A 19,087-nucleotide genomic window follows, 5' to 3' on the forward strand; every position below is an offset into this window, starting at 1 on the left:
CGTTTTGGGTGATTCGCAACCGGTCTTTTTTGCCACGGTTGCCCACAGAGCGTCGGCCTGCCGCTTGCGCTGACGCGCGTGCACTCCTATCCAATCAGCCCCCGTCACGAATCTCGGAAGAACGCCGTGCCGAATTTTGCGTCCATCATCGCCGCTGAACTCTCCGTCAGGGATGCCCAGGTCCAGGCCGCGATCGACCTGCTCGACGGCGGCGCGACCGTTCCGTTCATCGCGCGCTACCGCAAGGAAGCGACGGGAATGCTGGACGACACGCAGTTGCGTAATCTGGAGGAGCGGCTGCGCTATTTGCGCGAGATGGATGCGCGCCGCACGGCGATCATCGAGAGCATCAAGTCGCAGGGCAAGATGACGCCGGAGATCGAGCTGGCGCTCGCAACGGCCGACACCAAGGCACGCCTCGAAGACATCTATCTGCCGTTCAAGGAGAAGCGCCGCACCAAGGCGCAGATCGCCAAGGAAGCGGGGCTCGAGCCGCTCGCCGATATGCTCATCGGCGATCCGATGAAGGCACCTGAGGTCGAAGCGAAGGCGTTCATCAAGAAGGACGGCGAGAATCCGGTCAAGGACGTCAAGGCCGCGCTGGAAGGCGCGCGCGCGATCCTGGTCGAGCGCTTCGCCGAGCACGCCGACCTCGTCGGCTCGCTGCGCGAGGAGATGTGGGGCCGCGGCGCCGTCAAGTCGACGGTGCGGCACGGCAAGAAGACCGAGGGCGCCAAGTTCGCCGACTATTTCGATTTCGCCGAGCCGTTCACCAAGCTGCCGTCGCACCGCATCCTGGCGATGCTGCGCGGCGAGAAGGAAGAGGTGCTGCAGCTCGATTTCGGCGATGGCGAGCCGGAGGATTCCAAGGACCCGTCGCTGTACGAGAACCGTATCGCGGTGACGTTCGGGATCTCGCGGCAGGGCCGCCCCGCCGATCAGTTCCTGTCGGACTCCGTGCGCTGGGCTTGGCGCACCCGCATCAAGACCTCGCTGGCGCTCGATATCCGCATGCGGCTGTGGCAGGAGGCGGAGAAGGAGGCGGTGCGCGTGTTCGCCACCAATCTGCGTGACCTGCTGCTGGCGGCGCCGGCCGGCGGCCGCGCCACGCTCGGGCTCGATCCCGGGTTCCGCACCGGCGTCAAGGTCGCCGTCATCGACCGCACCGGCAAGTTCGTCGATCACGCCACGATCTATCCGCACGAGCCGCAGCGGCAGTGGAACGAGAGCATGCTGACCTTGGCGCAGCTCTGCATCAAGCATCGCATCGAGCTGGTGGCGATCGGCAACGGTACGGCGTCGCGCGAGACCGAGAAGCTGGTCAACGACCTGGTCAAGCTGAAGCCGGATCTCAAGCTGACCAAGGCGATCGTGTCGGAAGCGGGCGCGTCGGTCTATTCGGCCTCGGAGTTCGCCGCCAAGGAATTCCCCAATCTCGACGTCTCGATCCGCGGCGCGGTGTCGATCGCCCGCCGCCTCCAGGATCCGCTCGGCGAACTCGTCAAGGTGCCGCCGGCCTCAATCGGCGTCGGCCAGTATCAGCACGATCTCAATCAGTACGAACTTGCGCGCGCGCTCGACGCCACCGTCGAGGACTGCGTGAACGCGGTCGGCGTCGATCTCAACACCGCCTCGGCGCCGCTGCTGGCGCGCGTGTCCGGCATCGGCGAGAGCCTCGCGCAGAACATCGTCGCACATCGCGATGCCAACGGCCCGTTCCCGAGCCGCGACAAGCTCAAGGAAGTGCCGCGTCTGGGTCCGAAGGCGTTCGAGCAGTGCGCCGGCTTCCTGCGCATCCGCGACGGTGACAATCCGCTCGACGCGTCCGGCGTGCACCCCGAGGCCTATCCGGTCGTGAAGAAGATTCTCGAGACGACCAAGAGCGACATCAAGGTGCTGATCGGCGACAGCAAGACCTTGAAGACGCTCAATCCGGCGAAGTTCGCCGACGAGCGCTTCGGCGTGCCGACCGTCACCGACATCATCAAGGAGCTGGATAAGCCCGGCCGCGATCCACGTCCCGAGTTCAAGACCGCGACCTTCCAGGAGGGTGTCGAGAAGATCACCCATCTCAAGCCCGGCATGATCCTGGAGGCTACCATCACCAACGTCGCCGCGTTCGGCGCCTTCGCCGACATCGGCGTGCACCAGGATGGCCTGATCCACATCTCGGCGATGTCGGAGAAGCGCATCAACGATCCGCGCGAGGTGGTGAAGCCGGGGCAGGTCGTGAAGGTCAAGGTGCTCGACGTCGACGTGCCGCGCAACCGCATCTCGCTGACGCTTCGGCTGTCCGATCCGCTGCCCGCGAAGGGCGAGAAGCGCACCAGCGCGCGGCCGCCGGCGGCGCGCAGCATGACCACGCGCGAGGAGAAGCCCTCCGGCGGCGGCGCGCTCGCCGCGGCCATGGCCAAGGCTGCGGAGCGGCGCAAGGGCGCCTGAGGCGCCGGTCGCCTTACGGACAACGATCATGCGCCGCGGGAGCCCTTCCGCGGCGTCGGGCTGAACAATGAGGATCGTCCTCGCCTTCCGTCTCGCCGGGATGATGTCTATCTTGATCCGCAGGCGCTGCGTGGGGACCGGATATGACGAACCGCACCGTGATCATTGCCGGGGCCACCGGTCTCGTCGGACGCGAGCTTCTTCGTGGCCTGCTGGCCGACCCGGCCGTCGATCAGGTCCACGTCGTCGGCCGCAGGGCGCCGCCGGTCGCCTCACCCAAGCTGACCGCCCATGTCGTCGACTTCGCCGCGCTGCCGCCGCTGCCGCGTGCCGACGAGCTGTATCTGGCGCTCGGGACGACCATCAAGGTCGCCGGCAGCCAGGCCGCCTTCCGCGCCATTGACCATGATGCGAACCTCGCCGTCGCCAAGGCGGCGCTCGCGAGCGGCACGACGCGGGTCGGCCTGGTCAGCGCCATGGGCGCCGACGCGGCGTCGAGCATCTTCTACAGCCGCGTCAAGGGCGAGCTCGAAGATGATCTGTCCGCGCTGCCCTTCGGGGGCCTCGTGATCGCGCGGCCGTCACTGCTGGTGGGCGCGCGGGCGGAGCTGGGACAGCCGAGCCGGTCGGGAGAGGAATGGGGCAACACGCTGAACAAGATCTTCGGCTTCCTGATTCCGGCGAACTACAAGCCCATCGAGGCGGCGGATGTCGCCAATGCGCTGCTGGCCAACGTTCCGTCAGCGGCGGGGAAGAGGGTCTTGCTGTCGGGCGAGATGCGCGGAGCGCCGAAGCGGGCCTAGGGATACCAAAACGCGAGAAGTCGGCATGACGCCCTTTAACACCTTAACCACATTTCGATGGTAATCATGCACCGGGAATAACAATTCGGTGCTTCATGCGCAGACGACTTTGGGCCTCTTGCGTTACAGGACTGATGGCGACGGCGCTGCTCGGAGCGTCTCCCGCGGCAGCAGCGTCGCCGCGCATGATGTCGCTGGTCTTCATCTCCCAGCCCCAGAACCCGCAGCAGGTCGGCTCGGACGAGCTTCGGGTCAAGCTGCAGGCGCTGGTCGGCAAGCGGATCATCATCGACGAGCGCGCCGGCAATGCGTTCGGCAGTGAGGCCGCCGTGCTGGCGGCGGCCCGGTCCGGCGCGGTCGACGTGGCGGTGGTGTCCGGCGGCGTCGCCAGCGCCGCGGTGCCGGAGCTGGGCGTGTTCGACATCCCGTTCCTGTTCCGTGACACCGCCCACGCCAAGGCCGTCGCGCAGGGGCCCGTGGCGGCTGCGATCGGCGCCAAATTTGCCGACAAGGGGCTGGTGCTGCTGGCGCTCGGCAAGCAGGGCTTCCGCAACGTCACCAACTCGAAGCGGCCGATCCGCACCGTGGACGACGTCAGGGGATTGAAGATCCGCGTGATCCCCAATCCGGTCTACCAGATGACGTTCAAGGCGCTCGGCGCCGACGTCATCCCGATGGACTTTCCCCTGGTCTATGCGGCGCTCAAGGACGGGCGTCTCGATGGCCAGGAAAATCCGCCCACCACGATCGCGGCCAACCACTTCGACGAGGTGCAGAAATATATGACGCTGACCGGACATTTCTTCGCGCCGATCGCGTTCGTGGCCAATCGCGCGATGTTCGAGCATCTCGACGCGGCCGACCGCGAGGCGCTGGTCGCGGCGGCCAAGGCCGCGGCAGAGGTCACCTGGCAGGCGCAGGCCGATGCCGAGAAGGTCGATCAGCTGCGCAAGGGGGGCATGGACATCACCGAGACGTTCGACCGCAAGGCGTTCGTCGATGCGCTGAAGCCGCTCGAGCCCGATTTCGAGAAGCGCTTCGGCAAAGAGCTGCTCGCCAGCATCAGGTCCACTCCTTGAACGGCCTCAGAGTCCCATGAAAAATTCTTCGTTGATGTCTTGGATCGGCCTGCGCCCTCGGATCTTCGGCGGCTTCGCCCTGATCCTCAGCTTCCTCGTGCTGCTCGGTGGCTTCGCCGTGCTCCAGGTCGGGCGCATCGGCCAGACCGTGGACGAACTGGTCACCAGCGCAGCCGGCGACGCCGGCATGTCGCAGGTGCGTGCCGCTCTGCTCAGCGCCAACGCAGCGGTCGAGAAGTTCATTCGCACCGGCAATGTCGGCGACAAGGATACGGCCGGCAAGGCGATCGACGCGGTCGGCCGGCTCACTGACCAGGTCGAGAAGCAGTCCGGCAAGTTGCAGGTGATTGGCGAAGGTGTCGGCTCGGTCCGCAACGCGCTAGCGGCGTATCTCTCCTCGTTCGCCGCAGCGGCCGATGCCGTGGACCGGTTGCGTGCGGCGACGACCAAGACCGAGGCTCTCGGCGCCGCGGCGGGTCTCAATGTCGGCGGCATTCAGGTCGCGCTGGCCAATCGGGCCGGCTCCGAGCCGCTGCTCAACCCGCTGCGGCTCGCGAGCGTCGTCGACGCGGTCCGTGTCACGGTGGCGCGATACAACGCTTCGCTGTCATCGGGCGATGCGGACGATGCCAAGCTGACGTTCAAATATGCGCGGCTCGCGATCGCCGACAGCGAGGCCGAAATCGCCGGCGTCGACGACGCCAAGGTGAAGGCGCTGATGGCGGCCTTGAAGGACGCGCTGACGGCCGACGAGGCCGCGCTCGAGGAGGTGACCAAGTTCTCCAGCGACCTGCGTGCCAAGCAGGCCGGGCTTACCAAGGCCAGCGCGGCGATCGACGCGGACGTCGGCCGCATCAATCAGCAACTCGCCGCAGCCCGTGCGGAGCAGGGCGCGAGGACGGGTGTCACGGTTCAGGACACCAAGCAGACGGTGATCGTCACGGCGACCGTTGCGGTGCTGTTCGGCGCCGTGCTGGCCTGGCTGATCGGCTCCAGCGTATCGAGCCCGATCCGCAGCATGACCGACCGGATGCAATCGCTGGCCTCCGGCGAATTGGAGCAGACGATTCCCGGCGGCGAGCGGCGCGACGAAATCGGCCGGATGGCCCGCGCCGTCGAGATCTTCCGCGACAACGCGCTTGCCGTCCGCCGCATGGAGCAGGAGGCCGCGGCGCAGCGGGAGGCGTCCGAAGCCGAACGCGCCAAGATGATGGCCGAACTGGCCGGTCGATTCGAGCAGGGCATGCAGGGCGTGATCTCGGGCGTCGGCGGCCGGGCGAGCGATATGGGCCAGAGCGCCAAGGAGCTTGCGCAGATCGCCGAGCGCGGCCGCGGGCTGGCGGAGGCGGTCGCGAGCCGCGCCGAGCAGACTTCCGCGAACGTGCAGACCGTGGCGTCCGCGACCCAGGAGCTCGCAGCTTCGATCCGCGAGATCTCCGGACAGGTGCAGCGATCGGTTTCGGTGTCCAACCGGGCCACGCACGAAACCCAGCGGACCTCGGAATTGATCAATGGCCTGTCCACCGCCGCCGAGCGGATCGGAACGATCGTACAGCTGATCCAGGCGATCGCGAGTCAGACCAATCTGCTGGCGCTGAACGCGACGATCGAGGCCGCGCGCGCCGGCGAGGCCGGCAGAGGCTTCGCGATCGTGGCGAGCGAAGTGAAGAGTCTCGCCTCGCAGACGGCGCAGGCGACCGAACAGATCTCGAGCCAGATCGTCGCCATCCAGAACGCGACAGAGGAGACGGTGGGAGCCATCGCTCAGTTCGGCACGACGGTGAAGGAAATCTCCGAAATCTCCAACGCGATCGCGGCCGCCGTCGAGCAGCAGGGCGCCGCGACCAGCGAGATCGCCCGCAACGTCGAGCAGGCCGCGACCGGCACGGCGGCGGTGACGCAGGAGATCGGTGACGTGCGCAACGTTGCCGGGCAGACCGACGCCGGCGCGGAAGCCGCGCTCGCGGCCGCTGCAGCGCTGCAGCAGCAGGCCGTGTCGTTGAAGAGCAATGTCGACGATTTCCTGCAGACGATCCGGACCGCAGCCTGAGCGCGGGACGGCTTGGTTGGTAGTTCCGAATCTCGGAACTTGTTAGTTTGTAGCAAGGCCCGCACGCCCCACCGTGCGGGCCTTTTATCGTTGGCATGGCGATCAGCAATGTCCCATTCGCGTATAGGACAAAACTGCCGCTCTTAATATCCTACCTACCATTCCCTGATAGGTATTCGCGGGTGCTGAACACAACGGTGGAAAGATGAGGAAGACGATTCGAGAGTTTGGGATCGCCGTAGCGACGGCGGCTGCACTGCTTGTGCCGCATCAGAGCGCGGCGACGCCGCGGATGATATCGGTGGCGGCCGGCCCCGAACTGTTCCGGGAGAAGCTCGCGGAAAGTCGCCGCTTCATCGTCGACGGGCGGTCGGGCAACGCGCTCGGCGGCGAGCCCATCATCCTCACAGCCACCCGATCGGGGGCCCTGGATGTCGCGGTGCTGACCGGCGGCGTCGTCAGCTCCGTCGTTACCGAACTGAGCGTGTTCGATATTCCGTTCCTGTTCCGCGACGAGGTGCATGCCAAGACGGTGATGCAGGGTCCGATCGCCAAACAAATCGCCGCCAAATTCGCCGACAAGGGGCTGGTGCTGCTGGCCCTCGGCAAGCAGGGCTTTCGCAATCTCACCAATTCCAAGCACCCGATTCGCACGCCCGAGGACATCAGGGGTCTCAAGATCCGCGTCATTCCCAATGAGACCTACAAGCTGGCCTTCAAGGCGCTGGGCGCCGAAGTCGTGCCGATGGACTTCCCGTTGGTCTACGGCGCGTTGAAGGACGGGCGACTGGACGGCGAGGAAAATCCGCTGACCACGATCTCGACGAGCCGCTTCTTCGAGGTCCAGAAGTACCTGACGATGTCCGGTCATTTCTTCGCGCCGGTCGCGTTCGTCGCCAATCGCGCGATGTTCGAGCAGCTCGATCCCGCCGATCAGGATGCGTTGATGGCGGCCGCCAAGGCCGGCGCCGAAGCGACCTGGCAGGCGCAGGTCGACGAGGCCAAGCTGAAGGAGCTGCGTGCCGCGGGAATGGAGGTCGTCGACAGGATCGATCGTCAGGCTTTCGTCGATGCGGTGAAGACGCTCGATCCCGAATTCGAGAAGCGGTTCGGCAAGGAGCTGATCGCCGCCATCCGGTCCACTCGCTAAGTCCAGGTGATTTCCGTGAAACTGTCATCTTCGCTCTCGTGGATCGGCGTCCGGCCGCGCATTTTCGGCGGCTTCGCCCTGGTCCTGTCCTTCCTCGTGCTGCTCGGCGGCTTTGCGATGGTCCAGGTCGGACGCATCGGCGGCACGGTGGATGAACTCGTCACGAGCGCAGCCGGCGATGCCGGCATGTCGCAGGTGCGCGCTGCGTTGCTCGGCGCCAACGGTGCGGTGGAGAAGTTCATCCGCACCTGGAATATCGGCGACAAGGACCTGGCCTCCAATGCCATCGAAACCGTCAGCCGCCTCGCTGATCAGGCCGAGCAGCGCTATGGCAAGCTGCCGGCCATCGGCGCGGGCATTGCGCCGGTCCGCACGGCCCTGGCCAGCTACCGATCCTCGTTTGCTCAAGCGGCTGAAGCGGTCGACCGGCTGCGTGCGGCGACGACCAAGACCGATGCGCATGGCGCCACCGCCGGGCTCGACGTCGCCGGCATCCAGGTCGCGCTCGCCAATCGAACCGGTACGGAGCGTCTGTTCCAGCCGTTGCGTCTGGCTGCGGCGGTCGACGGCGTCCGCGTCTCGGTGATGCGCTATGGCACGACGATGGCGACCGCCGATGCGGTGGATGCCAAGAATGCGTTGGCCAATGCGCAAGCCGTGGTCGGCGCCACCGAGAGCGAAATCGCTCCGACCGGCGAGGCCAAGCTGAAGATGCTGGTCGTGGCGCTGAAGGAGGCGCTCACGGCCGATGCCGCGGCGCTCGAGGAGGTGATCAAGTTCGCCGATGAGCTGCGTGCCAAACAGGCCGAGCTCACCAAGGCCAGCGCGACCATCGACGCAGAAGTCGGCCGCATCAATCAGCAGCTCGGCGCGGCGCGTGCGGAGCAGGGCGCAAGAACCGGCGTGGCCGTCGAGGACACCAGGCAGACCGTGGTCGTGACGGCGGCGGGCGCGGTCGTGCTCGGCGCCGTGCTGGCCTGGCTGATCGGCGCCAGCGTCTCGGGTCCGATCCGCGGCATGACCGACCGCATGCAGTCGCTGGCGGCGGGCGAACTGGAGCAGCCGATTCCCGGCGGCGAGCAGCGCGACGAGATCGGGCGGATGGCCCGCGCGGTCGAGGTGTTCCGCGAGAATGCGCTGACCGTCCGCCGCATGGAGCAGGACGCCGCGGCGCAACGCGAGGTGGTCGAAGCCGAGCGCGCGCGGATGATGGCCGATCTGGCCGGGCGCTTCGAGCAAGGCATGCAGGGCGTGATCACCGGCGTCGGTGGGCGCGCCAGCGACATGGGGCAGAGCGCCAAGGAGCTTGCACGCGTCGCCGAGCGCGGTCGCGGACTTGCGGAAGCGGTCGCCAGCCGCGCCGAGCAGACCTCCGCGAACGTGCAGACCGTGGCCTCCGCGACGCAGGAGCTGGCGGCCTCGATCCGCGAGATCTCCGGGCAGGTGCAGCGTTCGGTATCGGTGTCGAACCGGGCCACGCATGAGACCCAGCGGACCTCCGAACTGATCAACGGCCTGTCGAGCGCAGCCGAACGGATCGGCACCATCGTGCAACTGATCCAGGCGATCGCCAGTCAGACCAACCTGCTGGCGCTCAACGCGACGATCGAGGCGGCGCGTGCCGGCGACGCCGGCAGAGGCTTTGCGATCGTGGCCAGCGAGGTGAAGAACCTTGCCTCGCAGACGGCGCAGGCGACCGAGCAGATCTCGAGCCAGATCGCCGCCATCCAGAACGCCACTGAGGAGACGGTCGGGGCGATTGCGCAGTTCGGCACGACGGTGAAGGAGATCGCCGAAATCTCCAATGCCATCGCGGCTGCGGTCGAGCAGCAGGGCGCTGCGACCAGTGAGATCGCCCGTAACGTCGAGCAGGCCGCCAGCGGCACGGCTGCGGTGACGCAGGAGATCGGCGATGTGCGCTCGGTGGCAGGGCAGACGGATGCGGGAGCCGAAGCTGCGCTCGCTGCAGCCGCGGCGCTTCAGCAGCAGGCGGCGTCGCTGAAAAGCAATGTCGACGATTTCCTGCAGACGATCCGGACGGCCGCCTGATCGCGGTCACTTGCCGACGACGGGAGTTGGCGGGGAGGGCAGCGAGGATCGCTGCCCTTTGCTGCTGCTGCGGCCGGAGTTGACCTCCAGGGGGCGCGGCAGCAAGCTGACGCGATGACCGCTTCCCAGTCGTGTTTCGTCACCATTCCGGTCGATGGCGCGGGCACCGTCTCCGCGTTGTCGATTACGCCGCCGCAGGCGCGTGCCTGCTTCGTGTTCGCGCATGGGGCAGGGGCCGGCATGACCCACGCGTTCATGATTCAGGCGGCTGAAAGTCTCGCGGCGCGCGGCATCGCCACGCTGCGCTTCCAGTTTCCCTACATGGAGAAGGGCAGCAGGCGGCCCGATCCACCCGCGCTCGCGCAGGCCACGGTGCGGGCCGCCGTCGCCGAAGCTGCACGGCTCTGTCCCGGACTGCCCATGATCGCCGGCGGCAAATCGTTCGGCGCGCGGATGTCGTCGCAGGCGCAAAGCGCAGCCCCGCTGCCGGGTGTGGCGGGGCTCGCCTTTTTCGGTTTTCCGCTCCATCCCGCCGGAAAGCCGTCCGTGGCACGCGCCGACCATCTCGATGCGATCGAGCTGCCGATGCTGTTCCTGCAGGGCACGCGCGACAAGCTTGCGGAGATGACGCTGCTCGAACCGGTCGTGACGCGGCTCGGACCGCGCGCGACGCTGCATCGCGTCGAACAGGCCGATCATGCCTTCCACGTGCCGGCGCGGTCCGGCAGGGACGATCAGGCCGTCATGGAGGAACTGACGCAGGCGTTCGCGTCATGGGTCGACGCCCTCCGCGCCTGACGCCTCGGAAGCGTTCCGCGCCCATATTTTACGAAAAGATCAAACGAGAACAAAAAAAGAACTTTTGTCTCGCCTCAGGTTGCGTCATTGTTCTCGCCGACGGTCTGACAAGGAGGACTTTCGATGAAGTCGGCAACGCTGACTGCGACGATGCTTGTTGCTGGCGCGCTCTTGATGTCGGCGGGTTCAGGACGTGCGGACTCCCGCCTGACGGGCATGGCCACCGTGAAGGGGACATGCCAGAAGCTGGTCGTCGCTGGCCAGGATCGCAGCCTGGAGTGCACAGGTAGTTTGCTCAATACTGATTACGACGATCAGCGCAGCGGGTTCTATTTCATCCTGCTCAATGGCGGTGTGATCACGTTTTCAAACCGTGGCGATCTGGAGAAGAGGGTCGGACCTGACAAACGTGTCGCGCCGGTCGACCTCGTGATGATCGGAGAATACCCGAGCAAGAAGATCAATACCGTAGCGGCCAAGGGACGTTGCAGGTATGGAAACCCATTCAAGGGTCCCTCCCTCATCGAATGCTCCGCTGACAGCGAGCTTGGGCACTTCGAAGCGACCTTCCTGTCGAACGGCGAGAAGCCGGAGGTAAAGACTTTCTGAGGCGATCGACCGCCGCGCCCGAACGGGAGACAGGCTAACGCACGCTGGCGCGTCCGCGCCAACGCCCCTCGTGACCGCGCGGCAGGCGACGCGAACCGACTCGGCAACAGCGTTTTTGCAGGGGGTGCGATGGAGAGGATTCCTCCGTCTTTTTCACCGTTGATGCTGCGCCCAAGGCTCCCGGCCTCTCGGACCGCTGCTGTGGGCAAATTTGCCGCGACATCCGGCTCGAAATATTGCAACAAGTCCGGGTGACCGTCGGGCCGGTTCCTCGGCTCGCCGGATCTTGGAGAGCTTGATGTTCCGGTATGTGAACCTGGTCTTGGCGGCCCTTTTGTTCTTTGCATCGATCGGCGCCGCGCAGGCCGACGAGGCGAAGCTGCGGATCGGGGTTCTCAGGTTGTCGTCGTCCGCGCCGGTATTCATCGCGCTCGACAAGGGCTATTTCCGTGAGGCCGGCCTCGACGTCGAGCTGAAGTTCTTCGATGCGGCGCAACCGATCGCCGTGGCCACCGCGACCGGTGACGTCGACGTCGGCGTCACCGCATTCACCGCCGGGCTCTACAATCTTGCCGGCAAAGGTGCCTTGAAGATCATTGCGGGCATGAGCCGGGACCGTCCCGGCTATCCGCTGATCGGCTACTTCGCCAGCAACAAGGCCTATGAGGCCGGCCTGAAGACTCCGAAGGACATCGCCGGCAGGCGCGTGGCGATGACCCAAATCGGGTCGAGCTTTCACTACTCGCTCGGGCTGCTCGCCGACAAATACGGCTTCAAGCTCGCTGACGTGAAGATCGTCCCGCTGCAGTCGATGGCGAACATGGCCGCCGCGATCAAGGGCGAGACCGTCGATGCCGCGCTGATGCCGGTCTCGGCCGCGCGCAAGCTGATGGAGGAAGGCGCCGTCAAGCACCTCGGCTGGGTCGGCGACGAGACGCCGTGGCAGGTCAGCGGCGTGTTTGCCGGACACAAGACCTTGGCCAACGCACCGGTGGTGACGAAGCTGCTCGCATCCCTGCAGCGCGCCGAGCGCGAGTATCACGACGTCGTGCTCGCCTCGGTCAAGGACGGCAATGCCGCCATCGACGACAAGACGAAGCCGCTGCTCGAGATCATCGGCAAGTACACCAACCTGCCGGTCGAGCAGGTGGTCGGCAATTGCGCCTATATCGATCCCGACGGCAAGCTCGACGTCAAGAACATCGACAGCCAGATCAAATGGCTGCAGGCGCAGGGCTTCGCGGACCCGGGCTATGATGCGGCCGCGATCATTGCGAAAGACTATGTGAAGCCCGATTGACCGGAGAAGATCGGGCCAGCGGCATTGCACCGGAATCGTCTGACATGGACCTGCTCGCCGAGACCATCAGTCATCGCTTCGATACACTCGATGTGCTCCATGACGTGTCGTTCACGGTCGGCGCCGGCGAGGTCGTTGCCGTCGTCGGCCCATCCGGCTGTGGCAAGAGCACGCTGCTGGCGATCCTCGGCGGACTGTTGCAGCCGACGGCAGGGCGGGCGCTGCTCCGCGGCGCGCCGCCGCCGGGCAGCCTCAATCCCCTGACCTTCGTGTTCCAGGATTTCGCGCTGCTGCCCTGGGCGAGCGTTGCGGACAACGTCGCCTTCCCGCTTCTCCACACGTCGTTGTCCACGCAGCAGCGGGCTGCGGCGGTCGACGATGCGTTGCTGCGCACCGGGCTTGCCGACTTTCGGGCGGCCTATCCCAAGCAATTGTCCGGCGGCATGCGCCAGCGCGTCGGCATCGCGCGCGCACTCGTGGTTCGGCCGGCGATGCTGCTGATGGACGAGCCGCTGTCGGCGCTCGACTCGCAGACCCGCGAACTCCTGATGGAGGATTTCGTCGACCTGCTCGCCGACGGCAGCATGGGCGCGGTGTATGTCACCCACAATCTGGAAGAGGCGGTGCGGCTCGCCGACCGGATCGTCGTGCTGTCGCGACGCCCCGGCCGTATCCGCAAGGTCGTGAGCGTTCCGATCGGACGGCGCGATCGCGGCGAGGCGGCGGTGCGGGCTCAGTTGCTGGATCTTCAGAACGAGCTGTGGGCGCTGATCCGGACCGAGGCGATCGATGCCGAGCGCGAGGTCCAGCATGCTTGATCGCGCGCCCAATGACACGCGTCGCGCGGTCGGTGGAGCCGAGACCACGCCGGTGCGTTTCCGCGGCGGCGGCTTCACGCCGTCGGCGAGCCGCTGGGCGGGTCTGCTCGCGCTCGCTGCGGCGCTCGGGCTTTGGCAACTGATCGGCAGTCTCGCGCTGGTCAATCCCCTGTTCCTGCCGACGCCACTTGGCATCGTCAGCGCGCTCACGCGACTCGCAGCGAGCGGTGCGCTATGGCAGCACGTCTCGGCCTCGCTGCTCCGCATCCTCTTGGGATGGGCGCTCGGCACGGCCTCCGGCATTGTCGTCGGTTTTGCCATCGGCCTGTGGCGCGTGGCGCGCAGCATCGGCATCACCTTCGTCTCGGCGCTGTTTCCGATCCCGAAGATCGCCGTGCTGCCGCTGCTCATTCTCTGGCTCGGCATCGGCGAGCAGCCGAAGATCGCGACCATCGCGCTCGGCGTGTTCTTCTCGACCACGATCTCGGTCTATAGCGGCGTCGATGCGGTGCCGCGCAACCTGATCCGGATGGCGCAGAGTTTCGAAGTGCCGTTCCCGACCATCGTGCGCAAGGTGATCTGGCCTGGCGCGCTGCCGTCGATTCTGGCCGGCTTTCGCATCACCGCCTCGGTGGCGCTGATGCTGGTGGTCTCGGCGGAAATGATCGGCGCCGAGACCGGCATCGGCACCTTCGTGCTGCAGGCCGGCAATCTGATGCAGACCGATCAGCTGATGGCCGGCATCCTGATGCTCTCTTTGTTCGGCCTCGCGGTCGGCCGGTTGATCAGCCTGCTCGAAGCGCGCCTCCTGCACTGGCGCTGAACGCCTCACGCATTGCCGCGATCCTCGCGGAACAGGTCGAGCTTCTCCTGCACCGGACGGTCGGAGAACGAGAACAGCACTGCATCCTCGTCCGCCTCGTGGCTGACCCATTGCCAGCTCGGCACGACGAACAGGTCGCGCGGCCCCCATTCGAAGGTCTGATCGCCGATGCGGCTGCGCCCCTTGCCTTCGATCGCCGTGAACACCGTCGCATCCGTCGAGCGATAGCGCGCGGTTTTGAAGCCCTTCGGCAGCAGCTGGATGAAGGTGCCGATCGTCGGCATCGCGAAGTCGCCGGTCTCCGGATTGGAGAACTTCAACTTCAGCCCATGGCACGCATCCCATTCCTCGCTGCGCCTGGCGCTCTCCAGCGCCTCGCGCGTGTAGGCATAGGGATAGTTGAAGATCGGTGAGGTCCTCGATCGACGCTTGGCATCGACGGGCAGCAGATTGTGACCGTGGCGGGCGAAGCTGTCGCCCGTGGGGCGCGCGACCTTCTGCTGATCTTCCTGCGAGCCTTGCGCGAACGAAGCGTCGAGGAACTGCACCAGGGGAATGTCGAGGCCGTCGAGCCAGAACATCGGCTCGGAGGTTTCGTTGCCGTGATCATGCCAGGTCATTGACGGCGTGATGATGAAATCGCCGGGCTGCATCAAAGTGCGCTCGCCGTCGACGGTCGTGAATGCGCCTTGGCCTTCGAGCACGAAGCGCAGCGCCGACTGGCTGTGCCGGTGCGCCGGTGCAATGTCGCCCGGGATCACCATCTGGATGCCCGCATAGAGCGAGGTCGTGACCTTGGACTGGCCGCGCAGACCCGGATTCTCCAGGATCAGCACGCGACGTTCGGCTTCCTTGGCCGTGATCAGCCGCCCGGCCTCCACCATGTAGTCGCGGATCGCCGCGAATTGCCAGAGATTTGGCCGACAGGCGCTCTTCGGCTCGGGCGTGATGAGATCGCTCATCACGGTCCACAGCGCGGTCATGTTCTCGCCGTCGATCTTCCTGTAGAACGCCTCGCGTTCCGGCGTCGATGTCGCGGCCATATGCCCCTCCCGTGATCAGATGTCGTTATTGATTGACAGTATACTGTCAAATACGTTACCGTCAATTGCAACCAGAGATGTCATGTCGGGAGGGGTGACCCAATGAAGCTGCACGGCTATTTCCGCAGCAGTGCGTCCTATCGCGTCAGGATCGCGCTGAAACTCAAGGGTCTCACCGTCGTGCATCTGCCGCATCACCTCCGCAGGGGCGAGCAGCGTGCGCCCGCCTATCTCGCGCTCAATCCGCAAGGCCTCGTTCCGGCCCTCGAGGACGATACCGGCGCCGTGCTGATCCAGTCGCTCGCCATCATCGAATGGCTCGACGAGATCCATCCCGAACCGCCGCTGCTGCCGAGTGATCCTCTGCGCCGTGCGCAGATCCGGGCCTTCGCGCAGGTGCTCGCCTGCGATACCCATCCGGTGCAGAACCTGAAGGTGCTGGCGCGGCTGCGCGAGCTGGGCCTGCCCGAGGACAAGGTCACGGCCTGGGCCGGCTGGGCCAACCGGGAGGGACTTGCTGCCTGCGAAGCGCTGGTCAAGCATGAACCGGGCCCGTTCTGCTTCGGCGCGGCGCCCACGCTCGCCGATCTCTGCCTGGTTCCGCAGCTCGGCAACGCGCGCCGCTTCGGCGTCGACGTCGGGGCGTTTCCGCGCCTGCTGCAGGCGGAAGCTGCCGCCAAGGCGATGCCGGCGTTCGCGGATGCTGCACCGGAGCGTCAGCCCGATGCCGAGTAAGCCGCCTGTCATCACCATGGATGCGGTCTACACCAAGCCCGGCTATCTGTTCCGGCGCATGCAGCAGATCGCGGTCTCCATCTTCGTCGAGGAATGCCGGGAGTTCGATCTGACGCCGGTGCAGTACGCCGCGCTGGTCGCCATCCAGACCCATCCGGGCATCGACGCCACGCGGCTGTCGGCCGTGATTGCCTTCGACCGTTCGACGCTGGGCAGCGTGATCGAGCGGCTCGAGGCGAAGGGCCATGTCGAGCGCAAGCCTTCGGCCGAGGACAAGCGCGTCAAGCTGCTCTATCTGACCAAGGCAGGCGCCGTGCTGTTGCGCAACATCATGCCGGTCGTCGATCGGGCCCAGGCGCGGATGCTGGCGCCGCTGAAATCGGCCGACCGCAAGATGCTGATGGCGTTGCTGTCGCAACTGGTCGATCTCAACAACGAAGTGTCGCGCGTGCCGCTGCGCGCCGAAGACGCGCTGGAGCATCTCGGCAAGACCGGCTGATCGCAGGCGCCTGTGGATGCGTCGCGGACAGCGTTCGCTCATAGCCGCATCACCGCCTGACGGTCGATCTTGCCGGTGCCGGTCTTCGGCAACTCGTCGATGAATACGATCTCGCGCGGATATTTGTAAGGCAGCAGCTTCGCTTTGATGTAGTCCTGCAACGCCCTGGTCATCGCGGGCTCGTCGTGGGACCGGCCGTTGGTCACCACCACCGCCTTCAGGCTCATGCGGCGGTCCGGCAACTCGTGCGCGAATACGGCGCATTCCCGGATGTCCGGATGCTCGGCGAGACAGAGCTCGACTTCCAGCGGGTACACCCATTGTCCGGAGATCTTGACCAGATCGTCGGCGCGGCCGCGAAAGAAATGAAAACCGTCGGCATCGCGCACGAAGCGGTCGCCGGTGTAGATCCAGCCGCCGTCGCGGATCGTCTCCGCGGTCTTGTCCGGCCGGTTCCAGTACAGCGGCGTATTCGAATCGCCGCGAACCCAGAGAATGCCTTCTTCGCCCGTGCCGACGTCGCGTCCGTCGCTGTCGCGCAGCGCGAGCTCGTAGCCGGGCACGCGCAGCCCGGCCGCACCGAGCTTCTTCCGGTCCTCGCGGTTGGAGAGATAGACGTGCAGCACTTCGGTCGAGCCGAGACCCTCGACGATCTCCAGGCCCGTCAGGCTCTTCCAGCCGTTGAAGACCTCGGCCGAGAGCACCTCTGCCGCGGAAACCGACAGCCGCAGCGACGAGACATCCGCGTCCTTCGCGCCGTCGGCCTTGGTGAGCGCGGTGTAGAGCGTCGGCAGGCCGAAGAACACGGTCGGACGAAATCGGCTGATCGCATCGAAGATGGCCGCGGGCTTCGGCTGCCCCGGCAGCAGCAAGGTCGTCGCGCCCACTGAGAACGGAAAGGTGATCGCGTTGCCGAAGCCGTAGGCGAAGAAGATCTTCGGTACCGAGAAGCAGATGTCGTCCGGGGTCAGCCGCAGCACGTTCCTCGCGAACGCCTGCTCGCTATAGGCCATGTCGTGCTGCAGATGGACGATGCCCTTCGGGCGGCCGGTCGAGCCGGACGAGTACATCCAGAATGCCATCTCGTTGCGGTGGGTATCGGCCTCCGCGAGCTGATCGGCGAAGCCCGGCAGCCAGGGATCGACTGCAACCGTCGATGGCGCTGCGGTCTCCGGCGGCTCACCGTTGACGACGATCAGCGTCTGCAGCGCCGTCGCCGCGCAAGCCTGCGCGTCGAACCGTCCAGCGAATTCCGCATCCGCGACCGCAACCTTGGCGCCGGAATCGGCGAGATAGAACTGCAGCAGGTCCGGCGGCGTCAGCGTGTTGATCAGGAGCGGCACGAAGCCCGCACGCACCGCGCCGAAGAACGCAGCCGGATAGGCCGGGGTGTCGTCGAGGAACAGCAGGACGCGGTCGCCGCGGGTGAGCCCGAGCGCGGTGAAGCCGTTACCCCAGCGGCAGGCCTCACGGCACAATTCGGCGTAGCTGCGCTGGCCGGCCGGGCCGATCAGCGCGGGCTTGTTCGCATTGCCCTTGGCGAGGTTGTCGAACAACAGCCGGCTGGCGTTGTAGCGCGTGGGAATCGCAAAGCCGATTTCGCGTGCGCCGGCGCTGTCGAAAGGAACGTGGTCCGCAATCTCCATCGTCATGCCCGCTCTCCCCCATTGCGCGACGCCGCGTAGCGGGCCATGAACTGCGGAGCCATGGCGCGCAGCCTGTCGTCATCGATGCGGCCCGAGCGGGTGATGTAGCTGTAGGCGAAATCCATCAGCCCGAGTGCCATGTGGGCAGGAAAGTTCTCGTACCAGCCGGCGCTGGTGCGCGCCGCGTTGACCAGCTTCTTCACGATCGGCTGCCGCTCGGCCTGGTAGCGCGCGAGGCCGTCGGAGAGATCGGCTTCCGCATCGAGCGCCTTGGCGAGCGCGACCGCATCCTCGATCGCGAGCCGCGTTCCCGAGCCGATCGAGAAATGCGCGGTGTGAAGCGCGTCACCGATCAGCACCATGTTCCGGTGCCACCAATGCTCGTTCCAGACCCAGGGGAAATTGCGCCACACCGACCGGTTCGAGACCAGCGCATGACCGTCGAGCGCATCTGCGAACACCTGCTCACAGATACGCCGGGATTCGTCGACCGATCTCTCGGCGAAGCCGTAGGCCTGCCAGGTCGCGCGATCGCATTCCACCAGGAAGGTGCTCATGTCCGGCGCATAGCGGTAATGGTGGGCATTGAAGCTGCCTCGGTCGGTCGTGACGAAGGTCTGAGACAGCGTCGCAAAGGTCTTTGAGGTCCCGTACCAGGCGAATTTGTTGCTGGAGTAGGAGACGGAGTAGCCGAAGTCGCCCTCGAAGCTGCGGCGCACCAGCGAGTTGAGCCCGTCGGCGGCGACGATGAGATCGTAGCCCACGAGCTGGTCCAGCGACTGGACGGTCGTGCCGTAGCGGGCCGCGACGCCGACGCTCTCGGCACGGGCCTGCAACAGCTTGAGCAAATCGAGCCGGCCGATCGCCGAGAAGCCGACGCCGTCGATCTCAACGCTCTCGCCACGCAGATTGAGCGTGATGTTGCGCCAGCTCTCCATACCAGGCGTGATCGCGTCGACGGTGTCGGGATCATCGGCGCGCAGGAATTCCAGCGCCTGGTCGGAAAAGACCACGCCGAAGCCCCAGGTCGCGCCGGCCGGGTTCTGCTCGAACAGGTCGACCACGGCGGCCGGGTGCCGCTTCTTCCAGAGATAGGCGAAATACAGCCCGCCAGGGCCGCCGCCGAGCACGGCGATGCGCAAGGACGTTCTCCCAATTGACAGTATACTGTTTATTTTGGATCGGAGACTATTCCCTCGTGTTGAGCGAAGCCAGCGAAATCTTATTGCCCGGTTCGATGCAG

At 66.0% G+C, this 19,087-nt stretch carries 16 protein-coding genes; 13 read left to right on the forward strand and 3 right to left on the reverse strand.

All coding sequences use genetic code 11. The features are described from left to right. Positions 1 to 126 precede the first annotated feature (126 nt). From ACQR1B_RS02055 to ACQR1B_RS02105, 11 genes are all read left to right on the forward strand, one after another. A complete protein-coding gene (locus tag ACQR1B_RS02055) occupies positions 127 to 2,442 on the forward strand; it encodes a Tex family protein (RefSeq protein WP_434831478.1) in 2,316 nt (771 codons plus the stop codon). A 143-nt stretch (positions 2,443 to 2,585) separates the two neighbouring features. Continuing rightward, a complete protein-coding gene (locus ACQR1B_RS02060; RefSeq protein WP_434831477.1) occupies positions 2,586 to 3,245 on the forward strand; it encodes a nucleoside-diphosphate sugar epimerase in 660 nt (219 codons plus the stop codon). Between the two features lie 185 nt (positions 3,246 to 3,430). Beyond that, positions 3,431 to 4,324, forward strand: coding sequence for a TRAP transporter substrate-binding protein (locus ACQR1B_RS02065; protein ID WP_434831476.1), 894 nt, complete (start codon positions 3,431 to 3,433; stop codon positions 4,322 to 4,324). 34 nt (positions 4,325 to 4,358) lie between these two features. Then, complete coding sequence (locus ACQR1B_RS02070) at positions 4,359 to 6,374, forward strand: methyl-accepting chemotaxis protein (RefSeq protein WP_434831614.1); 2,016 nt, start codon at positions 4,359 to 4,361, stop codon at positions 6,372 to 6,374. A gap of 205 nt (positions 6,375 to 6,579) precedes the next feature. Next, a complete protein-coding gene (locus ACQR1B_RS02075; protein ID WP_434831475.1) occupies positions 6,580 to 7,524 on the forward strand; it encodes a TRAP transporter substrate-binding protein in 945 nt (314 codons plus the stop codon). A gap of 15 nt (positions 7,525 to 7,539) precedes the next feature. Next, the gene (locus ACQR1B_RS02080; protein WP_434831474.1) at positions 7,540 to 9,573 is read left to right on the forward strand and encodes a methyl-accepting chemotaxis protein; all 2,034 of its coding nucleotides are present in this window, start codon (positions 7,540 to 7,542) and stop codon (positions 9,571 to 9,573) included. Positions 9,574 to 9,687: 114 nt separating this feature from the next. Then, positions 9,688 to 10,371, forward strand: coding sequence for an alpha/beta hydrolase family protein (locus ACQR1B_RS02085; protein WP_434831473.1), 684 nt, complete (start codon positions 9,688 to 9,690; stop codon positions 10,369 to 10,371). Positions 10,372 to 10,494: 123 nt separating this feature from the next. Then, on the forward strand, positions 10,495 to 10,980 hold the full coding sequence (locus tag ACQR1B_RS02090; protein ID WP_434831472.1) for a hypothetical protein: 486 nt from the start codon (positions 10,495 to 10,497) through the stop codon (positions 10,978 to 10,980). Positions 10,981 to 11,278: 298 nt separating this feature from the next. Continuing rightward, complete coding sequence (locus ACQR1B_RS02095; RefSeq protein ID WP_434831471.1) at positions 11,279 to 12,280, forward strand: ABC transporter substrate-binding protein; 1,002 nt, start codon at positions 11,279 to 11,281, stop codon at positions 12,278 to 12,280. A 44-nt stretch (positions 12,281 to 12,324) separates the two neighbouring features. Next, positions 12,325 to 13,098, forward strand: coding sequence for an ABC transporter ATP-binding protein (locus tag ACQR1B_RS02100; protein ID WP_434831470.1), 774 nt, complete (start codon positions 12,325 to 12,327; stop codon positions 13,096 to 13,098). Then, positions 13,091 to 13,921 (forward strand): ABC transporter permease, encoded by an 831-nt coding sequence (locus tag ACQR1B_RS02105; protein ID WP_434831469.1) that lies wholly within the window; start codon positions 13,091 to 13,093, stop codon positions 13,919 to 13,921. Before ACQR1B_RS02100 ends, ACQR1B_RS02105 begins: the two co-directional genes overlap by 8 nt. Before the next feature lie 5 nt (positions 13,922 to 13,926). Here ACQR1B_RS02105 and gtdA read toward each other — a convergent pair whose 3' ends face one another. Then, positions 13,927 to 14,964: a gentisate 1,2-dioxygenase gene (gene gtdA, locus ACQR1B_RS02110; protein WP_434831468.1), complete on the reverse strand. Its 1,038-nt coding sequence runs from the start codon at positions 14,962 to 14,964 to the stop codon at positions 13,927 to 13,929. 102 nt (positions 14,965 to 15,066) lie between these two features. Between gtdA and maiA the strand changes: the two genes are divergently transcribed. Next, the gene (gene maiA, locus ACQR1B_RS02115) at positions 15,067 to 15,699 is read left to right on the forward strand and encodes a maleylacetoacetate isomerase (protein ID WP_434831467.1); all 633 of its coding nucleotides are present in this window, start codon (positions 15,067 to 15,069) and stop codon (positions 15,697 to 15,699) included. Next, positions 15,689 to 16,198: a MarR family winged helix-turn-helix transcriptional regulator gene (locus tag ACQR1B_RS02120; protein ID WP_434831466.1), complete on the forward strand. Its 510-nt coding sequence runs from the start codon at positions 15,689 to 15,691 to the stop codon at positions 16,196 to 16,198. Before maiA ends, ACQR1B_RS02120 begins: the two co-directional genes overlap by 11 nt. Positions 16,199 to 16,236: 38 nt before the next feature. Here the strand turns inward: ACQR1B_RS02120 and ACQR1B_RS02125 are convergent, their stop codons facing one another. Together ACQR1B_RS02125 and ACQR1B_RS02130 are read right to left on the reverse strand one after the other, a co-directional pair. After that, positions 16,237 to 17,850: a benzoate-CoA ligase family protein gene (locus tag ACQR1B_RS02125; protein WP_434831465.1), complete on the reverse strand. Its 1,614-nt coding sequence runs from the start codon at positions 17,848 to 17,850 to the stop codon at positions 16,237 to 16,239. Continuing rightward, positions 17,847 to 18,986 carry an FAD-dependent monooxygenase gene (locus tag ACQR1B_RS02130; protein WP_434831464.1) on the reverse strand — a complete coding sequence of 380 codons (1,140 nt, stop codon included), beginning with the start codon at positions 18,984 to 18,986 and terminating at the stop codon, positions 17,847 to 17,849. Before ACQR1B_RS02130 ends, ACQR1B_RS02125 begins: the two co-directional genes overlap by 4 nt. Positions 18,987 to 19,087 lie beyond the last annotated feature (101 nt).

The organism is Bradyrhizobium oligotrophicum, from assembly GCF_051168495.1.
GTDB classification, from domain to species: domain Bacteria; phylum Pseudomonadota; class Alphaproteobacteria; order Rhizobiales; family Xanthobacteraceae; genus Bradyrhizobium; species Bradyrhizobium oligotrophicum_A.